Raw genomic sequence first — 19784 nt, 5'->3', positions numbered from 1 at the left:
ATAATATTTTATCATGAATGATTATGTGATTTTGCGGGACGGCACGAAGCTATCGAAGTTGGGCATGGGAACTTGGTTCTTAGGCGAAAATTCGTCGACTAAAGATAAGGAAATTGACGCTGTCCGCACAGGTATCGAAAACGGCGTTACGCTCATAGATACTGCGGAAATGTACGGTTCCGGAAAATCGGAAATGCTCGTAGGCGAAGCTATAAAGGGCTTTGACCGCACTGAACTTTTTTTAGTTTCAAAAGTATATCCCCACAATGCAGGAAAAGCGCATATTTTTACCAGCTGTGAAAATTCTCTTAAAAGACTCGGCACCGACTACCTTGACATGTATCTTTTGCACTGGCGAGGTTCGATTCCTTTGTCGGAGACCGTATTTTGCATGGAAAAATTAGTTTCTGAAGGAAAAATAAAACGCTGGGGCGTTTCAAACCTTGATCTTTCTGACATGAAAGAACTGTTTTCAATTAAAGACGGAAACAACTGTGCCGTCGATCAAGTGCTGTATCATGTGGGCTCTAAGGGAATTGAATACGATCTGTATCCGTGGTTAAGAGAGCACAATACGGCTGTAATGGCCTACTGTCCTATGGCTCAGGCCGGATCTCTTCAGTATGAACTCACGGAAAACCGCGTGTTAAAAAAAATCGCCGATTCACGCAATATAAGCGTTGTCAATCTCATGCTAGTTTATGTGCTTTCAAAACCCGACATGATAGCGATTCCCAGAACGAGCAATAAAAAGCACGCCTTGGAAAATGCAAAGATGCGAGACATTGTCCTCACGGAAGATGAAATAAATATGATAGACGCGGAATTCCCTCCGCCCAAACGAAAAATTCCGCTGGATATAGTATGACGTTTCAGGTAAACAGTGAATTTGATGGTATTCCATGTTGTTTTACGGGTGCAGTGTAAAAAACATTTGATCTGACATATCAAATATGATATACTTTGGTCATTGGATATGAGATAGAATTTTATAAGACCGAAAGCGGAAAAAATCCTGTAAATGAATTTATACAATCGCTTCAAAAAAAACAGATTGCTAAAATTTTACGGGATATAACGCTCCTTCAAGAAATGGGGTCGGATTTACATTATCCCTATGTAGATTTCATTAAGGGCGACAGATATGCAGGCTTAATGGAACTTAGGACAAAACAATCAAACAATATTTTCAGGATTTTCTATTTCGTTGTTGTAAAGGATAAGGAAACGAAAGAGGAAAAGGCTGTTCTACTTCATGCGATACAGAAAAAGACGGACAAGACTCCGCAAAAGGAACTTGAAACCGTATTGGCACGAATGAAAGATTATAAATCAAGGGGTAGTTGTTATGGACGATTTTGACAGATTGAAGGCTGAACTTTTCAAAGACGTGCAAATAAAGGCGGAGTATGACGCTCTTGAGCCTGAATATGAGCTGATAAAACAGATTATAAAGGCACGGGCTGAAAAAAAGATGACACAGAAGCAGCTTGCCGAAAAAATCGGCACACGACAGTCCAATATTGCCCGATTGGAAAGCGGAAACTATAATCCATCATTTAAGTTTTTGCAGAAAGTTGCAGTCGCATTGGATAAAAGATTGTCTTTTTCGCTGAGTTAGTATTCTGTCTGTTTTTCTATCGGTCTTTCACTGTGTCGGAAGGAAGATAGATAAAGATTTATGGAAAGTGAGGTTTGATATTTCAGCGGTCGAAGTTAAACGATGATTTTTTATACGGAAATTCCATAACTTCGCAAATGCAAATTTTAACACTACTTGACGAACCGATTTGTACATTATACTATGTACATGGGAATGAACAATGACATTCGAGTGGGACGAGAAAAAAAATGCCATAAACAAAAAGAAACACGGGATTGATTTTTATGAAGCTGTTCGTGTTTTTCTGGACGACAAACGAATTGAAAAATATGATGAAGGAAATTCTTCACCTGAAGAAGAACGAACAAAAGTTTTAGGACTGGCACATAAAGTTGTCGTTGTAATATATACAGAACGGCACGAGAATCTAAGAATAATATCTGCACGGTTTGCAACGAAGGAGGAAAGAGATGAGTACTACAGTAACTATGACCTTAGATGATGTAAGAAAACTTCCGCCTATTAGTGAAGAACGAAAGAAAGAAATGGATTCATTTGTAAACACGGATTTTTCCGACTGCCCGAAAATGACAAAAGAGGAGCTGTCGCAGTTTAAACCGTGGTATGAAGTTCATCCTGAATGGGTTCGGATTAAAAAAGGCGATATTCATACCAAAATAGATTTGGATCTTCTGGATGCTCTTAAAAAGGGCGGAAAAGGTTATCAGAAACGCCTGAATCAGGCGCTTCGTTGGGCACTTGAAAATAACTGCCCTTATATGACAGTTTAATATTTGATTTCCCTCTCCTTAAAATGCGTCACCTCAGAAAGCCTACAGCTTTCAAAAATTCCGCATTCGTACGTATTTGTGCGCGTATTGCACGAGTTCTCCGCATTTTAGGCCTAAAAATAAATTCCTTGTCATTGTATAAAAAATGTAATTATATTATTATTGGTACGTGAATATATACGTTAGCCCTAGCTAATTAAATATATCAATAATAACACAGGAGGGATCATGTCCTACGATAAAGCATGGGCCGGATTTACCGGCAGGTATTGGAAGCAAGAAGTTAATGTTCGCGATTTTATTCAGCAGAACTATACTATATATACGGGTGATAAATCTTTTTTGGAAGGTCCTACGGAGGCAACCGATAAGCTTTGGGGCGAAATTAAAAAGCTTCAAAAAGAAGAAATAAAAAAGGGCGGAGTTCTCGACATGGACACAGAAGTGGCTTCGACGCTTACTTCCCACGCCGCCGGTTACATCTGCGCTGAAGGTAAAAAGCTTGAAAAGGTCGTCGGACTTCAGACGGACAAACCCCTCAAGAGGGCTTTTATGCCGTTCGGCGGAATTCATATGGCGGAAGAAGCCTGTGAAATGTACGGCTATAAACCGAGTCCCGAACTCCATAAGATATTCACTCAGTACCGCAAAACACACAACGACGGCGTTTACGATGCGTATACGCCTGAAATGCGCACCGCCAGGAAGAATAAGATCATTACCGGTCTTCCTGATACTTACGGGCGCGGCCGCATAGTAGGGGACTACCGCCGCGTAGCCTTGTACGGCATTGATTATCTTATAGAACAAAAAAAGGCTGATCTGCACAAAAGCGATAAGCTGGCAATGGTGGAAGCCGTTATCCGTAAGCGCGAAGAAATTTCCGAGCAGATAAGAGCTCTTAACGGCATGAAGGAAATGGCGCAGATATACGGCTATGACATTTCGCAGCCCGCGACAAATGCTCGGGAGGCTTTCCAGTGGCTCTACTTCGGTTACCTTGCCGCAATAAAAACGCAAAACGGCGCCGCTATGAGTGTCGGCCGAATTTCAACTTTTTTAGACATATACATTGAGCGCGATCTTAAAAACGGTACGATCACTGAAAAAGAAGCTCAGGAATTGGTCGATCATTTTGTTATGAAGCTTCGCTGTGTAAAATTTGCCAGAATAAAATCGTATAACGAACTGTTCTCAGGCGATCCCGTTTGGGCTACGGTGACTGTCGGCGGAATGGGAACGGACGGACGTCCTCTTGTTACAAAGAACGATTTCCGCTTCCTGCACACGCTTGAAAACATGGGCCCTGCTCCCGAACCCAACCTTACGGTTCTTTATTCGATATATCTGCCTGAAAACTTTAAAAAATATTCCACCGAAATTTCCGTAAAAACCAGTGCGGTTCAGTATGAAAATGACGACGTTATGCGTCCCATTTGGACCGACGACTATACGATCTGCTGCTGTGTTTCGGCAACTCAAGTGGGAAAGGAGATGCAGTTTTTCGGCGCTCGAGCGAATCTTGCAAAATGTTTGCTTTACGCCATCAACGGAGGAAAAGACGCTCTTACGGGCACTCAAGTAGGTCCCGCTTACGCACCCGTAACATCGGAATATCTTGATTACGACGACGTTGTTACCAAATATGACGCGATGATGACGTGGCTGGCCGGACTTTATGTGAACACCCTCAACCTTATCCATTACATGCACGATAAATATTACTATGAGGCGGCGCAGATGGCTTTGCTGGATTCAAAAGTGCATCGCTCGTTTGCGACCGGTATAGCGGGTTTTTCCCATGTCGTAGATTCTCTTTCCGCAATAAAATACGCAAAAGTCAAGGTTATCCGTGACAGCGAAACCGGACTGTCAAAGGACTTTGAAGTGACGGGTGATTTCCCGCGTTACGGAAATGACGACGACCGTGCGGACGACATTGCAGTATGGCTTTTAAAGACCTTTATGAATAAGATCAAACAGTACAAGACATATCGCAATTCCGTAGCTTCAACATCCATCCTTACGATCACTTCAAACGTGGTTTACGGTAAGGCTACGGGAACGATGCCCGACGGACGTAAAAAAGGCGAGCCTCTGTCGCCCGGCGCAAACCCTGCGTATGGAGCCGAAAAGAACGGACTCTTGGCGTCTTTGAACTCGGTTGCCAAACTGCCTTACGAATACGCGCTTGACGGCATATCGAATACACAGACGATCAATCCGTCCGCGCTCGGCCATAACGATCAGGAACGTTCCGAAAAACTGGTTCAAATTTTGGACGGATATTTTAAACAGGGGGCTCATCACCTTAACGTCAACGTCTTCGGTATCGACAAACTCAAGGACGCCATGGAACATCCCGAAAAGGAAGAATACCAGAACTTTACGATACGAGTATCAGGCTATGCGGTACGGTTTATTAAATTGACAAAAGAGCAGCAACTTGACGTAATAGCGCGTAACGCTCACGGCGTTTTGTGATTCGGTAAGGTAAGACCGAACTTTTGACAATTTCAGATACGGAGCCGTTGTGATTTTAATATTTGCAGCGGCTCTGTTTTTTTGTAATAATATCTGTAAGTTTAAGGCGCTAAACTTCAATGCGATGGAACCGCAATTCGGCGCTATGATAACATGGAAACTTGTAAAGGCAACATACATCAAATAGAAACTTTCGGTTCCGTAGACGGACCGGGCGTTCGCTTTGTGATCTTCGTACAGGGATGCAATATGCGCTGTAAATTTTGTCACAATCCGGACACTTGGTCTTTGGAAGGCGGCCAAAGAATTTCCGCAGAGGAACTCGTCGCGCGCGCCCTGCGTTACCGCCCTTATTGGGGAAAAGACGGAGGAATTACCGTCAGCGGCGGAGAACCTCTTCTTGAAATTGATTTTCTTATCGAACTGTTTAAAGAAGCCAAACGCTACGATATAAGCACGGTGATAGACACCGCCGGCGGGCCTTTTACCCGGCAGGAACCTTTTTTTTCAAAATTTAAAAAACTTATGGAATTCACCGACCTTCTTCTGGTCGATATAAAACACATCGACGATAAAGAACACGTAAAACTTACAGGAGTCTCAAACGGCAATATTCTGGACATGTTTCGCTATCTGTCGGATACGGGCAAGCCTATCTGGGTAAGACATGTGCTTGTTCCCGGTATTACCGATAATGACGAATATTTGACCCGCACGCGGGATTTTATCCGCACTCTTAAAAATGTCCGCCGCGTTGAAGTTTTGCCGTATCATTCGTTCGGTAAGGCAAAATACGATGAAATGGGAATCCCTTATCCTTTAAAAGACACGCCCACGCCGTCCGTAGAGCGCGTAGAAAACGCAAAAAAAATCCTTGAGACTGAAAAATATGAAGAATAAGAGTTTTTTTATATAAAAAAGCGCTTTCTTTTTAAATTATTTTAAAATTAATCTTGACGTGTTGTTTATGGATAGTCATAATTATTAGGCGTATTTTGTTTTTTTTATAAAAAGTTACAGGAGCAAAAAATGAAAAAAGTTTTTATTTTGGTAGGGATATTTATGTTGCCCCTGGCCTTATCATTTTCAGGCGGAACAAAAGAATCCGCTGTAAGCGGCGCTTCTTCTAAAAATTTTCACATCGGTATTGTTACCGAAACCGTTTCACAGGCGGAAGACAATCTTCGCGGAGCTGAAGAGCTTATAAAACGCTACGGCGCCGTAAAAGACGGAGGAATGATTCAGCACGTAACATATCCTGACGACTTTATGTCTCAGCAGGAAACTACGATCTCTCAGATTGTAGCTTTGGCTGACGATCCTCTTATGAAGGCGATCATTGTGAACGCGGCTGTTCCGGGCACTGCGGAAGCTTTTAAACGCGTAAAGGCAAAAAGATCGGATATTTTGTGTTTCGCAGGCGAACCTCAGGAAGACCCGCTCGTTATAGAAGCAAGCGCGGATCTTGCTATAAACGCGGACTTTGTTTCCCGCGGATATACGATAATCTGGGCTGCAAAGCAGATGGGCGCAAAGAGTTTCGTCCATATTTCGTTCCCGCGCCACATGTCTTATGAATCTTTGGGAACTAGGCGTCAGATTATGGAACAGGCGTGCGCGGATTTGGGGATTACGTTTGCATTTGAAACCGCTCCCGATCCTACGAGCGACGTAGGCGTTGCAGGTGCACAGCAGTTCATACTTGAAAAAGTTCCGCAGTGGGTTGAAAAATACGGCAAAGAAACGGCGTTTTTCTGTACGAACGACGCGCACACCGAGCCTCTTTTAAAGCAGATAGCCAAATACGGCGGAATGTTCGTGGAAGCGGACTTACCGTCGCCTCTCATGGGATATCCGGGCGCGTTCGGTATAGATCTTTCGTCCGAAGCGGGAAACTTCCCTGCGATTCTTAAAAAAGTTGAAAGCGTAGTGGTTGCGAACAACGGAGCGGGCCGGTTCGGCACGTGGGCATACTCTTACGGCTTTACCGTCTCTGCGGGGCTCGGAGAATTTGCAAAGCGCATAATCGAAGGCACGGCGAAACTTGAGAGCGGCAAAGATCTGTTTGACAGCCTTGCGGTGTTCACGCCGGGAGCTAAATGGAACGGAGCTAACTACATAGACCAGAACACGGGCGTTCGTTCGAAGAATCATATGCTCATTTACATGGACACCTACGTATTCGGAAAGGGCTACCTGCCTACAACGCAGCAGGAAGTTCCCGAAAAGTATTTTAAGATAAAATTTGTAAATTAATAAGATATTTATTGATTTTCTGGAGGAAAAAATGAAAAAAGTTATGGGGCTTGCGGCGCTTTTTTGCGCTGCATCGTTGATTTTCGCCGCCGGTACAAAAGACACCGGCTCTACAGGTTCTTCTGGCAAGAATTTCCACATAGGTATTTTGACGGGAACTGTTTCACAGTCGGAAGACGATTTGCGCGGAGCTGAAGAGCTTATAAAACGCTACGGCGCCGTAAAAGACGGAGGAATGATACAGCACATCACGTATCCTGACGACTTTATGTCTCAGCAGGAAACTACGATCTCTCAGATTGTAGCTTTGGCTGACGATCCTCTTATGAAGGCGATTATCGTAAACCAGGGTGTTCCGGGCACTGCGGAAGCTTTTAAGCGCGTAAAAGAAAAAAGATCGGATATTTTGTGTTTCGCAGGAGAGCCGCACGAGGATCCTCTGGTTATCGAATCAAGCGCGGATCTTGCTATAAACGCGGACTTTGTTTCCCGCGGATATACGATAATCTGGGCTGCAAAGCAGATGGGCGCAAAGACTTTCGTTCATATTTCGTTCCCGCGCCACATGTCTTACGAGACGTTGGGAACCCGCCGTCAGATCATGGAACAGGCGTGCGCGGATTTGGGGCTTAAGTTTGTATTTGAAACCGCTCCCGATCCTACGAGCGACGTAGGCGTTGCAGGCGCACAGCAGTTCATACTTGAAAAAGTTCCGCAGTGGGTTGAAAAATACGGCAAAGAAACGGCGTTTTTCTGTACGAACGACGCGCACACCGAGCCTCTTTTAAAGCAGATAGCCAAATACGGCGGAATGTTCGTGGAAGCGGACTTACCGTCGCCGCTCATGGGATACCCGGGCGCGTTCGGCATAGATCTTTCGTCCGAAGCGGGAAACTTCCCTGCGATTCTTAAAAAAGTTGAAAGCGTAGTGGTTGCAAATAACGGAGCGGGCCGGTTCGGCACATGGGCATACTCTTACGGCTTTACGGCGTCCGCAGGGCTCGGAGAATTTGCAAAACGCATAATCGAAGGCACGGCGAAACTTGAGAGCGGCAAAGATCTGTTTGACAGCCTTGCGGTGTTCACGCCGGGAGCTAAATGGAACGGAGCTAACTACATAGACCAGAACACGGGCGTTCGTTCGAAGAATCATATGCTCGTTTACATGGACACCTACGTATTCGGAAAAGGTTACCTGCCCACAACTCAGCAGGAAGTTCCTGAAAAGTATTTTAAGATAAAATTTGTAAAATAAAATATAAGGGCATCTCGAAAAAACGCCTTTGGCGATTTTTTCGAGATTTTGACGAGTTTTAACTTTCTGTATTATCGCGAGTTAAAACTCGCATTTTAACGGCTCAGAGCCGCAGTTGCCTTTAAAAACTGCAGTTTTTAAAGGTTTTCATAAAATTATAAAGGACGGCTTTTGTTTTATCTTTCTCTTGACTTACAAAAGCTGTCCTTTGTTATGCTAGGTTATAAATGAATGAAAACATCCCCCTATTGCGTCTTAAGGGCGTAACAAAAGATTTTTTCGGAACGACCGTACTTGAAGATGTCTCGTTCGATCTTCACAAGGGTGAAATTTTAGGTCTTGTCGGTGAAAACGGCGCCGGTAAGACTACTTTGATGAGTATCCTTTTCGGAATGCCGCACATAGGTGACTCGGGCGGTTACGGCGGTAAAATTGAAATAAACGGTTCCGAAGTGCATTTTAAATCACCGTTTGACGCTTTGGACGCCGGAATAGGTATGGTTCACCAAGAATTTTCTCTCATTCCCGGATTTACGACTACCGAAAATATTATGCTCAATCGCGAGCTTACGAAGCCCAATTTTATGGTCGATATTTTCGGCTCACGCTTAAGCACTCTCGATCGCGCCGGTATGCGTGCGCACGCGATCGCCGCCATAAAAAAACTCGGAGTTTCCATCGCGCCTGAAATGAAAGTTTCCGAAATGCCTGTGGGACACAAACAGTTTACGGAAATTGCGCGTGAAATAGATCGGGAAAAGATGCGGATATTGGTTCTGGACGAACCTACGGCGGTACTTGCCGAGTCCGAATCCGAAATACTCTTAAAGGCTATAAAAGAATTGGCTGCAAGCGGAATTGCAGTCATCCTTATTTCTCATCGTTTGCAGGAAGTCGTAAATACCTGCGATCGTGTGGTAACGCTGCGCGACGGACGCTCCGTGAGGGACGTTCCCGTTTCAGAAACTAATGTCTCGGATATCGCCGCTTCGATGGTCGGGCGTACCGTCACATATGAACACTTAAAAAAACACGCCGAGCTTAACGCCGCTGAAACGGAAAAGCTTGACGAAAACGATAAGATTCTTACGGTTGAACATTTATGGGTGGACATGCCCGGAGAAACCGTACGCAATGTAAATTTCAGCGTAAGACGCGGAGAAATCTTCGGCATAGGCGGACTGGCAGGGCAGGGTAAACTCGGCATTCCGAACGGGATTATGGGATTGTTCCCCGCCGGAGGAAAGGTTGTTTTTGACGGTAAAGAGATAAAATTGAACGATCCTAACGCCGTTTTACGCGACGGACTTGCCTTTGTTTCGGAAGACCGACGTGGCGTGGGACTTTTGCTTGACGAAAGCCTTGATTGGAATATCTCTTTTACGGCGATGCAGGTAAGGGGAATGTTTCTTAAAAAGATACTCGGCGGACTTTTTTCTTTGCGCGACGAAAAGGCCATGCAAAAAATCGCCCAAGAATATATAAAACTCCTTGACATAAAGTGCACTTCTTCAAAACAAAAGGCAAAGGAACTTTCCGGCGGAAACCAGCAGAAAGTTTGCCTTGTTAAGGCTTTTTGCATGGAACCCAAACTCTTGTTCGTTTCGGAACCGACCAGAGGAATCGACGTGGGAGCAAAGGCCGTAGTTCTTGACGTTCTGCGCCGATATAACCGGGAAAACGGAACTACCATAGTTATGGTTTCAAGCGAATTGGAAGAATTACGTTCGGTCTGCGACAGAGTTGCCGTAGTTGCCGGCGGAAAGATAGCGGGCGTCTTATCCCCGCGAGAAAAGGCTGAAGAATTCGCTTTATACATGTCCGGAATAAAAAACACGGAGGACGCCGGATGATCTCTGAGAATTTAAAAACCTCATTAAAAGAAAAGCTGCACGAGTTCGGACTTCCCCGCATGATCATTGCGGGATTTTTGGTAGTGCTTTTTATCACTGCTCCGTTTGTAGGCGTTTCGATGAGCGCTTCTTTGACGGACATTTTTAACCGTTTCGGACAGAACGAGCTTTTGACTCTTGCCATGATTCCGATGATCCTTTCAGGCGCGGGGTTGAATTTCGGCCTCTCGTTGGGGGTAATTGCAGGACTTTTAGGTTCTACTATTGCAATGCAGCTGGGACTTACGGGCTGGACGGGAATTTTCGGCGCTATGGCCGTTTCGCTTCCGTTCGGCATATTATTCGGCTGGCTTTACAGTTTGCTTTTAAATCGTGTGCACGGCGAAGAGATGACGATAGCTTTGTACGTAGGTTTTGCGGCGGTAATGTTTATGTCCATAATGTGGCTCGTTCTTCCGTACACAAGTGAAAATATGGTTTGGGGCTATAGCGGCGAAGGTCTTAGAACGACTATTACCCTGGACGGTTATTGGGTTAAACAGCTCAATGATTTTCTTGCTATAAACATAGGCGACTTTTTCATATTTCCTACGGGAATGATCTTGTTCTGCGCAGTCATAAGTTTTTTTATGTGGCTCTTTATAAGAAGTAAAACAGGAACCGCGATCACGGCTGTAGGTTCAAACCCGGACTATGCCCGCGCCGGAGGAATTAACATAAACAGAATGCGTACGATAAGCATAATAGTTTCGACGGTTACCGGCGCCATAGGAATTCTCGTATATCAGCAGAGTTACGGGTTCATTCAACTTTATCAGGCGCCGCTTTTTATGGCCTTCCCTGCGGTAGCTGCCATTTTGATCGGCGGAGCATCGATAAATAAGGCGTCCATATTGAACGTTGTCATCGGTACGGTTTTGTTCCAAGGAATTCTCACACTCACGCCGTCTGTGATCAACAGCGTACTGCAAACGGATGTGTCCGAAGTTATAAGAATAGTGCTGTCAAACGGCATGATATTGTATGCCTTGACAAGGAAAACAGGAGCGACCAGATAATGAAGTTGAATAAAGATAAAATTAAAGGTTTTTTAGCGGATAATCTGGTTGCCGAAATATTTTTGGCGCTCACTATCGTGTCTATTCCGCTGTCGGGATTTTCCGCACAGCTTATCATCGACGACATACTAACGCGCATAGGAAGAAACGCTTTTTTGGTATTTTCTTTGATCCTTCCCATCATGGCCGGTATGGGTATTAACTTCGGCATGGTGCTGGGAGCCATGGCGGGGCAAATCGGGCTTATTTTTGCGATGGACTGGAGAATTGCAGGGATACAGGGACTTGTGTTTGCAGCCCTCGTAGGAATTCCCATTTCCGTAATTTTGGGATGGATTGCCGGCTCTATTTTAAATAGGGCGCGCGGTCGTGAAATGGTTACCAGCTATATCTTGGGATTCTTTTTTAACGGGGTATATCAGTTTTTCGTTTTGTATCTTTTCGGGTTTTTGTTTCCCTTGCATAACAAGGCGATAGCGCTTTCCCGCGGATTCGGCGTAAGAAATACGTTGAACCTTGATCCCGTGCGTCAAGTTCTTGACAACCTTTTGATGCTCCACATCGGCGGAATAAAAATTCCCATTTCAAGCTACATTGTGATAATCGCTCTGTGCTTTTTTATCATATGGTTTAGGAAAACAAAGCTCGGCCACGACATGAGGGCAGTAGGGCAAAATCAAATGGTGTCCAATTCGGCGGGAATCCCGGTCGAAAAGACAAGGATAGTTTCGATCATAATTTCTACGGTTTTGGCATGTATAGGTCAGATCATTTTTTTACAGAATATGGGAAACATGAACACATATAACGCACACGATCAGACGGGTTTTTTTGCCGCCGCCGCGATACTGGTAGGCGGAGCTTCGGTTGCGAAGGCCACGATTCCCAACTGTTTTATAGGAGTTTTTTTGCTGCATTTGATGTACATTGTCGTTCCGCGCGCAGGGCAGAATTTGTTCGGCTCGGCAAATATCGGCGAATATTTTAGGCAGTTTATCGGTTACGGAGTTATCGCATTGTCGCTTGTGATCCATGCATGGCGTACGCGGCGCAATGCCGAAAAACAGCGTGAAAACCTTAGACGCGCATCGACGGAGGAAGATTAAAATGCAGGCTTCGCGTAAAAAAACGCTGATCATAAGGGCGGTTCTCATTACAGGATATGTTTTGCTTGGAATTGTGATGTTTGTCACGGGACGATCCCACACGGTGCTGATAGACAATAAAAACGCCGAAGACGCTTCTTATAAAGCGATTAACGGTATGGAGGTTTCTATAAATCGTCTGCCTCCGAGCGAATTTATGAAGGGAGACCGTGACAAATTTATCATAAAGGGGCAGCGTTTGAAAATCCGCGTCGCCTCCTTTGACGGGCAGGTAGACGAGGTGTTTAATCTTAAAATTCCGCTTACGCAGGATGCCGTGCTTGTTTCCGTACCGAAACTTGTAAATAAAATTTCGGGCGCGGTCGAGCCTTTTTCCGTATATTAAAAACTCGTCGTTCGACGCCTCTGCCGCACGATTGTTTCGATCGCATTCCGTTTTGCGCAGGATCATGCGCAGAACAGGATCGGCGACTTTAAGCGTGCGGCTGCAATCCTCCAATCAAACTTTGAATTTTTTTACTTCTTGCAGCAATGTGTTAATGCTCGTCTTATTGTTTTGTGTCATTTCATTTACTTCTTGTATCGCGTTGTTTATTTCCTGTGCGCCGATCGACATTTCATTCATCGCCGCAGTGATTATCGCCGTAAGTTCGTTAAGGTTTTTCATCTTTTCCGTGATGTGATTGCCGCTCTTTAGCATTTCGGAAGAACCTTCGCTTACTTCCGCCGTCGCAGCGTTCATGCTTTTTATGGCCGACAAAATTTCGGAACTTCCCACGTCCTGTTCTTTCATCGCCGCAACGATCAGTTCTTCCTGCTTTGAAATTTCATTTACGGAGTCATATACTTCTACAAAAGAATCTTCCGCGCTTTTTCCGGCTACGGTCAGATCTTTGATCGTTTTTATGGATTCGCCGATGACTTCTCCTATTTGTTTTCCCTGTACGTTGGATTCTTCGGCAAGTTTTCTAATTTCATCGGCGACTACGGCAAAACCTTTCCCCGTTTCGCCGGCGTGAGCGGCTTCGATAGCGGCGTTCATCGCCAAAAGATTTGTTTGGTTCGCAATATTTTGTATTACTTGGCTCGCTTCAAGCAGGGATTCGGATTTTTCGGCAATCTGGTTTACGACTTCGTTCATTTCCCGTACGCCTACCTTGCCTTTTTGAGTCTGTCCGTATACGGTTTTGATGATCGAATTGTTTTTTTCAAGCATTTTTGCCACCGATGCAATGTTCGCTACCATCTGTTCAATCGCTGAAGACGAGCGCGATATGCTGCCAACCTGTATTTCTATCCTTAAATCCTGCTGACTGAGTTTCTTTGTAACTTGTTCAACGGCGGCGGCAGTTTCATTGACGTTTTCATTTTGAGATAATACTTGTCCTTTTATGGAATCTATATTTCCGTTGATTTGGTTTATGCCTGAGGCGGCTTCGGTCATGTTGGCGGAAAGATTTTCTCCGATAATCCCCATCTTATTTGCATTTTCTTCTACGGACTTTATGGTAGCGCTTATCGATTTTATCGTTTGATCGAAATACCCTGCCAGCGTCGCAAGTTCGTCGTTGCCGTTGACGGGGAGATCGACCGTTAAGTCGCCGTTTGCAATGTCTTTTAATGAGGTCATGATCTTTTTTACAGGTTTAATGATAAAACGCTTCGTAAAACCTGTTATAGTAAGGACGAACAGGAGCAAGATGAATATCAATATTCCGGTTGTTTTTATGAAGAATATGTTTTTTTCCGTTTGTATGTTTTTGATGGAATAGCGCAGCTTTACAAAACCGATACGGTCTCCTGAAAAATCTTCGAGCGGATAATAGGCTACGGCATAACTGCCTTCCGTACGGATGAGCCCCTCATTTGTCAAGGATTTTAGAATGGAATCGGGATCTTTTTCCATTTCTTTTTCAAAATTAGTTCCTATGAGCTTATATGTTTTGTCCAAAGCAAGGGCATACACGCTTACGTCCAAACCTCCCGATAAAACTTCGGGCGTACAGTTGCTCGTAAACTGTTTTATAAAGTCGTCGTTAATGGCGCCTCCGTATTCTACGCTGCCTATATGATGGCCGTCTTCAGCGAATACCGGATGGACTACGCGGAACCCCAAATCGCTTACGCCCGCTTCAAGGCCGTGAATTTCCTTTTTTTCGGAATTCGCTTTAACTACCGTCGCCCGGAACGAAGAAAGATCGTCCCCGAATTTGGAAGGCCTTTGAACGCGCAAAAACGAAGTTGCAGGCGGCGTATGAAAATGAAATTGTTGCGCATGGTATTTTTCTTTCATAGTTACGAAAAGCGGTGCCGTTAATTGCAGGAGGGTTTTTCTGTCGCGCTCGGCAAAAGCCTTGACTATATTTTTATCCGAAGTGACGTTATTTAATATGATGTTTCCCATGAGGGTATAGGTGTTGATTTCATTATTGAAGGCAGAATATTTTAGGTCTCCAATGATTTTTATTTGGTCGTTTGAAAACTTCGTAATGCTTTGCCAGTCTTTTGCTGAAAGAATGATGTATTGGATGACGAGCAGCAAGATCGTCGCGCCTATGAGTTTTTTTCCAAGGGACTGCGGCCGTTTTTTCTTTTCTCCGTGACGTGATATAGCTGTCTTGTTCATAAATTGTAAAACTCCTGCTTGTTATGTATGTTAAATATTTTACTATTATTTTCGGATAATGACCACATAATAGTAAGCAATAGCGATTTTGTCGCGTTTTTTGAAACATGCCCCGCACTTTGTATTTGCCGAAAGCCGCGTTAGGAATTTTAAGGCTGTGCCGGTGCCGGTTTTCCGGCTTATGTCTTTTTTCTGATGATGATTCTGAAATACGGAGTGATCCTTCTGGCTTCTGGCTTCTGGCTTCTGGCTTCTGGCTTCTGGCTTCTGGCTTCTGGCTTCTGGCTTCTGGCTTCTGGCTTCTGGCTTCTGGCTTCTGGCTTCTGGCTTCTGGCTTCTGGCTTCTGGCTTCTGGCTTCTGGCTTCTGGCTTCTGGCTTCTGGCTTCTGGCTTCTGGCTTCTGGCTTCTGGCTTCTGGCTTCTGGCTTCTGGCTTCTGGCTTCTGGCTTCTGGCTTCTGGCTTCTGGCTTCTGGCTTCTGGCTTCTGGCTTAATTTTGAGGGCAAAATCGTGAATGTCAAGTCCTTTTCATCGTTTCCTTTACGAAATTTTATGATTTCAAATTGTTCCGGACAATATTTATGAAGAAAACTTATAGGCACTCCCATGTCTTTATTGTAGTCGGACGGGATTGCGTCGGAAAAAGGCACTTCGATGGCGTCGTAATTGTCGTATTTGGGATAACCGTTTTCTTTTATGCGCCTGTGCCGGCTGAAACGTAAATTTTCTTCCATAGTCATAAGTTTTAACGGCCTGTGGCGTTTACTGTGGTCGAGATTTGTAAACCAGCAGGAGTTTCCGAGCCGTGTATAGTTGCCGGAATAGCCCATACGTGCCGCTTTTTGTCTGTCTTTTTCTGAAAGACGCGTTCCCTCAGGAACCGCAAACACCATGTCGGAACCGTTTCCCGTAGCTCCGAGCCAAAGTTTATTATCTTTTATCAGCGGAAAAACTTCTTTGTAAGTAATTGCATTCATGCTGCCTATGAGTAAAAATTTTTTGTCAGCCTCAAAAATCCATGCAAGAAATTCTCTGAACAGGCTGAACGGAGGGTTAGTGACTATTATGTCGGAATTATTCCTTAATTTTTTCATTTCATCGCTTCTAAAATCTCCGTCGCTCTTAAGATAACCGTATTTTAAATGAACGGATTCAAGGTTCCACTTGCAGAAAATTTCCGAGCATTCGTTGGAACTTGAGTTTTCTTTTTCTCGGTTTTCAATTACGAGCATTTTTCCTTTTGCGCCGATTGCGCCGGCGTTATTTTTAACGGAAGAAGATTCGCAAAATTTCTGAGGAGCGGAGTTTGCCGATGTGCAAAGGCGTCTGCCTGCGTAACATGTGCTGATAAGCTTTTTCAATTCGAATTTTTTAAAGTTTTGAACAAAAAATTTTGTGAAATTGCTTTGATCGGGATCGTCGCAGGGAAGAAAGACGGTTTTATTTTTAAAAACTTTATCGTTAAATTCAACGTATGCTTTAACTTCCTTTTGGATATCGGAATACTGCGTGTAAAACTCGTCGTTTTTTTGTTTTTTTGCGTTTTGCAGTCTAAAATTCGTCATGTTTATTCGTGCGAGGGTTCAATACCTCGCTGCCGTTTGAAGTTTCGCTATGAATCTGCGGCTAAGTTGTTGATTACCGCAGGTCAATATGTTAATTATATAACCGCTTTGTCCGGCTGTAAACGGCGGCTGTACGGCGATAGCTGCCGCTCGGTGTCAGTCCCCGCGCCTTTCATTCCGCGGGTATTGTTCCGGAACTCCGATGTGAACTGCCGCTTGCGCGGGCGCCATATAAAGTCGCCGGAATTGCTCCGGCTGCGCCGCAAGCTTCAATATAGGCGGATATGTTCGGTTTATGATCTGTTTGTGATACATCAATTAATTAAAAATAATAAAATGTTCCGTCAGGTTTGACAAAACGGTAAAAAGCACATATAGTAAACTTATCTTTATTTTATAGCCGCATTGCGGAAAGATACAAATGATAGTTGTTGTTGATGTAGGAACTTCCAGCCTGCGCGTGTCGCTGTTGGATTCTCAGGGACTCATAGTACACTGCAGTCAAAGCAAGTATTCGCTCTCATACCCCGAACCTGACGCCGTCGAAATGGACATGAAAGTCTTTACCGGCGCACTGTGGGCGGCTCTTAAAGATTCCGCTTTGTGTGCGGAAGCTAACGCTCTTAAAGTCGAAGCTTTTGCCGTGACCGCTCAGCGTTCTTCCGTGATACCTGTGGACGAAGGCGGCAAGGCTTTAGACAATGCGCTCATGTGGCAGGACACAAGGTCTTTCCCTATATGCGACGCTCTTAAACAAAAAAAGAAAGAGATATATTCGATTACCGGCATGAGTCTTTCTACTGTATTTTCATCGCCCAAGATGCAGTGGCTGAAAGAAAATAAAAGAGAAATATACGACCGCTCGTATAAACTGATCGGATTTTGCGAATACACCGTACACCAGCTGTGCGGCGCTTTCGCGACGGACACTTCGATTGCAAGCCGCACGAGTTTGTTTGACGTAGCCGCTCTTAAGTGGAGCGACAGCCTCATAGATATTTTCGGAATTGCAAAAGAAAAACTTTGTCCTGTAATACCTGTAGGTTCAGTTGCAGGATTCGCTTCAAAACGTCTTTGCGAATTGTTCAAACTTGATTCCGACGTGCCGGTGATCTCTTCCGGGGGAGACCAGCAGTGCGCAGCCTTAGGACAAGGCTGTACCCGACCCGGCGACATAATGATAAATACCGGAAGCGGCGCCTATGTGCTGGGGCTTGTCGACAGACCCGTGTATTCTTTTGAAAACGGAATAAGCTGCAATGTTTCAGCCTTAAACGGCAAATGGAATGTGGAAGGTTCCGTTTTAAGCGCGGGAAAAACCCTTGACTGGGTAAACGAGCTTTTTTTTGCTTCCGAAGCTGAAAAAAACAAATACGAAAATTTTACTCGGGCTTGCCTTGCTTCGCCTCCCGGCGCAAACGGGATGCGTTTTTCGGTTCACTTTGCAGGGCGGGGCACTCCGGTTTGGGACGCGTCGGAGCGCGGAGCCGTGTTCGGTTTAAGCTTTAAAAATACGAAAAACGATATTGCGCGTGCGGTTATGGAAGGAATTGCCGCCGCGATAGGCGAGTGCCTTGAATATACGGAGAAGACTATGGAAAGCTGTACTAAATCCGTTAGAATTTCAGGCGGGCTTGCAAAAGACGCTCTTTTTATCCGTATGCTGTCCGCGGTGTCGAAAAAAAAATTGCTTTATTCCAATGAAAGCGAATCCACAACTCTCGGCGCATGGATCAATGCAAGTCTGGCCTTGGGAAAGTATAAAACCGCCGAAGATGCCTTCGGTGTATTGAACGAAAGACTTGAAACTTCGGCGTTTCAAAGTTCTATCGAAGAATGCGAATTATACGGAAAAATAGCTTCAGAGCTTAGACTTAAATAAACGGCAAATTGCATATTATTAGGAGGAAATACATGTCAAAAATCGATGAGATAACCAGAGAATCGTGGTTATTGGATTCCTTTCCTGAATGGGGAACATGGCTGAACGAGGAAATAGAAGAGGAAATCGTACAGCCCAAGACGGTTGCAATGTGGTGGCTCGGCAACGTAGGGCTTTGGATAAAGACGCCGGGCGGAGCGAACATCTGTACCGACCTTTGGTGCGGCAAGGGTAAGCGCACTAAAAAAGTAAAAGACATGGTCGCCGGTCATCAGATGGCGAATATGTGCGGCTGCAGACGGCTTCAGCCTAATTTGCGCAATTCGGTTTTCGTAATCGATCCCTTTGCGATCAAAAACGTGGATGCAATTCTTTCGACGCATTATCATCAAGATCACATAGATCCTAACGTAGCGGCTCATGTAGTAAAAAATCTGGATCCTTCCATTCCTTTTATCGGTCCTAAAAAATCCGTAGAACTTTGGGTAAAATGGGGCGTGCCGCAGGACAGGTGCGTTACTGTGAAACCCGGAGACGTCGTTAAGATAAAAGATACCGAAATAGTTGCCCTTGATTCATTTGACAGGACGTGTTTGGTTACGACCGACGGCTATCAGGACATAAGAGGCGTTTGTCCCACCGATATGGACGAGAAGGCCGTAAACTTTTTGTTTAAAACGCCGGGCGGAAATATCTATCACAGCGGCGATTCTCATTATTCAATCTATTTTGCAAAACACGGCAAAGATTACGATATCGACGTAGCCCTTGGAAGTTACGGTGAAAACCCTGTCGGGATTCAGGACAAAATGACAAGCGTCGATATGCTTCGCATGGCCGAAGCCCTTAACTGCAAGGTCGTCATACCGGTTCACTATGACATATGGTCTAATTTTATGCCGGATCTGAATGAAATAAAGGTTCTCTGGGATCTTAAAAAAGACCGCTTGGGTTATAAATTCCACCCGTTCTTTTGGGAGGTCGGCGGAAAATATATATATCCCACCGATAAGGAAAAAATCTATTATCATCATGACCGCGGTTTCCACGATTGCTTTGACCACGAGCCGAATACCCCGTTCCGTTCTATATTGTAGTTTCGGTTATGCCGTGCGCGGCTGATGTGCCGGCCGTGCTTTGTACGCTGAAAATTTATGCGGCCTATTTTATAAATCGTTGATTTATGCGATAATAGGCATATAGGAATTACAATAGCGTCTGATGTATTTCAGTTTACAGCTGTTTATTAAACTGTGCGTAAAGAGCGCACTAATGCGTCGTCCCGAAAGCTCAAATCTTTCTGCGG

The 19784-nt window shown here is 44.6% G+C and carries 16 protein-coding genes and 1 pseudogene; 15 read left to right on the top strand and 2 right to left on the bottom strand.

Annotated features, from left to right (window positions below; all coding sequences use genetic code 11):
* Positions 1–13: 13 nt before the first annotated feature.
* From HRQ91_RS09160 to HRQ91_RS09100, 13 genes are all read left to right on the top strand, one after another.
* Positions 14–868 (top strand): aldo/keto reductase, encoded by an 855-nt coding sequence (locus HRQ91_RS09160; RefSeq protein WP_210119261.1) that lies wholly within the window; start codon positions 14–16, stop codon positions 866–868.
* Between the two features lie 95 nt (positions 869–963).
* Positions 964–1362 carry a type II toxin-antitoxin system RelE/ParE family toxin gene (locus tag HRQ91_RS09155; RefSeq protein ID WP_210119260.1) on the top strand — a complete coding sequence of 133 codons (399 nt, stop codon included), beginning with the start codon at positions 964–966 and terminating at the stop codon, positions 1360–1362.
* Entirely contained in the window at positions 1349–1621 is a 273-nt protein-coding gene (locus HRQ91_RS09150) for a helix-turn-helix domain-containing protein (protein ID WP_210118011.1), read from the top strand. Before HRQ91_RS09155 ends, HRQ91_RS09150 begins: the two co-directional genes overlap by 14 nt.
* 202 nt (positions 1622–1823) lie before the next feature.
* Positions 1824–2105, top strand: a complete 282-nt coding sequence (locus tag HRQ91_RS09145) for a BrnT family toxin (RefSeq protein ID WP_210118012.1) — start codon at positions 1824–1826, stop codon at positions 2103–2105.
* Positions 2074–2394: a BrnA antitoxin family protein gene (locus tag HRQ91_RS09140; RefSeq protein WP_210118013.1), complete on the top strand. Its 321-nt coding sequence runs from the start codon at positions 2074–2076 to the stop codon at positions 2392–2394. Before HRQ91_RS09145 ends, HRQ91_RS09140 begins: the two co-directional genes overlap by 32 nt.
* A gap of 228 nt (positions 2395–2622) precedes the next feature.
* Positions 2623–4878 (top strand): formate C-acetyltransferase, encoded by a 2256-nt coding sequence (pflB, locus tag HRQ91_RS09135; protein WP_210119259.1) that lies wholly within the window; start codon positions 2623–2625, stop codon positions 4876–4878.
* Between the two features lie 153 nt (positions 4879–5031).
* Complete coding sequence (pflA, locus tag HRQ91_RS09130; protein ID WP_210119258.1) at positions 5032–5778, top strand: pyruvate formate-lyase-activating protein; 747 nt, start codon at positions 5032–5034, stop codon at positions 5776–5778.
* A 129-nt stretch (positions 5779–5907) separates the two neighbouring features.
* The gene (locus tag HRQ91_RS09125) at positions 5908–7134 is read left to right on the top strand and encodes a DUF3798 domain-containing protein (protein ID WP_210119257.1); all 1227 of its coding nucleotides are present in this window, start codon (positions 5908–5910) and stop codon (positions 7132–7134) included.
* Positions 7135–7165: 31 nt separating this feature from the next.
* Entirely contained in the window at positions 7166–8389 is a 1224-nt protein-coding gene (locus HRQ91_RS09120; RefSeq protein ID WP_210119256.1) for a DUF3798 domain-containing protein, read from the top strand.
* Between the two features lie 227 nt (positions 8390–8616).
* Positions 8617–10242 carry a sugar ABC transporter ATP-binding protein gene (locus HRQ91_RS09115; RefSeq protein WP_210119255.1) on the top strand — a complete coding sequence of 542 codons (1626 nt, stop codon included), beginning with the start codon at positions 8617–8619 and terminating at the stop codon, positions 10240–10242.
* On the top strand, positions 10239–11300 hold the full coding sequence (locus HRQ91_RS09110; RefSeq protein ID WP_210119254.1) for an ABC transporter permease: 1062 nt from the start codon (positions 10239–10241) through the stop codon (positions 11298–11300). Before HRQ91_RS09115 ends, HRQ91_RS09110 begins: the two co-directional genes overlap by 4 nt.
* Positions 11300–12406 (top strand): ABC transporter permease, encoded by a 1107-nt coding sequence (locus tag HRQ91_RS09105; RefSeq protein ID WP_210119253.1) that lies wholly within the window; start codon positions 11300–11302, stop codon positions 12404–12406. Before HRQ91_RS09110 ends, HRQ91_RS09105 begins: the two co-directional genes overlap by 1 nt.
* Before the next feature lies 1 nt (position 12407).
* Entirely contained in the window at positions 12408–12791 is a 384-nt protein-coding gene (locus tag HRQ91_RS09100; RefSeq protein ID WP_210118021.1) for a DUF6672 family protein, read from the top strand.
* 114 nt (positions 12792–12905) lie between these two features.
* Here the strand turns inward: HRQ91_RS09100 and HRQ91_RS09095 are convergent, their stop codons facing one another.
* Positions 12906–15032 carry a methyl-accepting chemotaxis protein gene (locus HRQ91_RS09095; RefSeq protein ID WP_210119252.1) on the bottom strand — a complete coding sequence of 709 codons (2127 nt, stop codon included), beginning with the start codon at positions 15030–15032 and terminating at the stop codon, positions 12906–12908.
* Positions 15033–15501: 469 nt separating this feature from the next.
* Positions 15502–16596 (bottom strand): annotated as a pseudogene (locus HRQ91_RS11890) (adenine-specific methyltransferase EcoRI family protein); the annotation flags it as partial.
* Positions 16597–17017: 421 nt separating this feature from the next.
* On the opposite strand from HRQ91_RS11890, the gene HRQ91_RS09085 reads away from it, so the two are divergent.
* Positions 17018–18478 (top strand): FGGY-family carbohydrate kinase, encoded by a 1461-nt coding sequence (locus HRQ91_RS09085; RefSeq protein ID WP_210119251.1) that lies wholly within the window; start codon positions 17018–17020, stop codon positions 18476–18478.
* Between the two features lie 32 nt (positions 18479–18510).
* On the top strand, positions 18511–19575 hold the full coding sequence (gene ulaG, locus HRQ91_RS09080) for an L-ascorbate 6-phosphate lactonase (protein ID WP_210119250.1): 1065 nt from the start codon (positions 18511–18513) through the stop codon (positions 19573–19575).
* The last annotated feature ends 209 nt before the right edge of the window (positions 19576–19784 follow it).

The sequence above is a fragment of the Treponema parvum genome (assembly GCF_017893965.1).
Taxonomy (GTDB): Bacteria; Spirochaetota; Spirochaetia; order Treponematales; family Treponemataceae; genus Treponema_D; species Treponema_D parvum.
The sequence above is the reverse complement of the archived record's forward strand: the minus strand, read 5'-3'. Positions and strand labels throughout refer to the sequence as shown.

Bases quoted from the DNA above. Each gene is read 5' to 3' on its own strand.
- HRQ91_RS09160 (WP_210119261.1), top strand. From the start codon at position 14: ATGAATGATTATGTGATTTTGCGGGACGGCACGAAGCTATCGAAGTTG.
- HRQ91_RS09150 (WP_210118011.1), top strand. From the start codon at position 1,349: ATGGACGATTTTGACAGATTGAAGGCTGAACTTTTCAAAGACGTGCAA.
- HRQ91_RS09145 (WP_210118012.1), top strand. From the start codon at position 1,824: ATGACATTCGAGTGGGACGAGAAAAAAAATGCCATAAACAAAAAGAAA.
- HRQ91_RS09140 (WP_210118013.1), top strand. From the start codon at position 2,074: ATGAGTACTACAGTAACTATGACCTTAGATGATGTAAGAAAACTTCCG.
- pflB (WP_210119259.1), top strand. From the start codon at position 2,623: ATGTCCTACGATAAAGCATGGGCCGGATTTACCGGCAGGTATTGGAAG.
- pflA (WP_210119258.1), top strand. From the start codon at position 5,032: ATGGAAACTTGTAAAGGCAACATACATCAAATAGAAACTTTCGGTTCC.
- HRQ91_RS09125 (WP_210119257.1), top strand. From the start codon at position 5,908: ATGAAAAAAGTTTTTATTTTGGTAGGGATATTTATGTTGCCCCTGGCC.
- HRQ91_RS09120 (WP_210119256.1), top strand. From the start codon at position 7,166: ATGAAAAAAGTTATGGGGCTTGCGGCGCTTTTTTGCGCTGCATCGTTG.
- HRQ91_RS09115 (WP_210119255.1), top strand. From the start codon at position 8,617: ATGAATGAAAACATCCCCCTATTGCGTCTTAAGGGCGTAACAAAAGAT.
- HRQ91_RS09110 (WP_210119254.1), top strand. From the start codon at position 10,239: ATGATCTCTGAGAATTTAAAAACCTCATTAAAAGAAAAGCTGCACGAG.
- HRQ91_RS09105 (WP_210119253.1), top strand. From the start codon at position 11,300: ATGAAGTTGAATAAAGATAAAATTAAAGGTTTTTTAGCGGATAATCTG.
- HRQ91_RS09100 (WP_210118021.1), top strand. From the start codon at position 12,408: ATGCAGGCTTCGCGTAAAAAAACGCTGATCATAAGGGCGGTTCTCATT.
- HRQ91_RS09095 (WP_210119252.1), bottom strand. From the start codon at position 15,032: ATGAACAAGACAGCTATATCACGTCACGGAGAAAAGAAAAAACGGCCG.
- HRQ91_RS09085 (WP_210119251.1), top strand. From the start codon at position 17,018: ATGATAGTTGTTGTTGATGTAGGAACTTCCAGCCTGCGCGTGTCGCTG.
- ulaG (WP_210119250.1), top strand. From the start codon at position 18,511: ATGTCAAAAATCGATGAGATAACCAGAGAATCGTGGTTATTGGATTCC.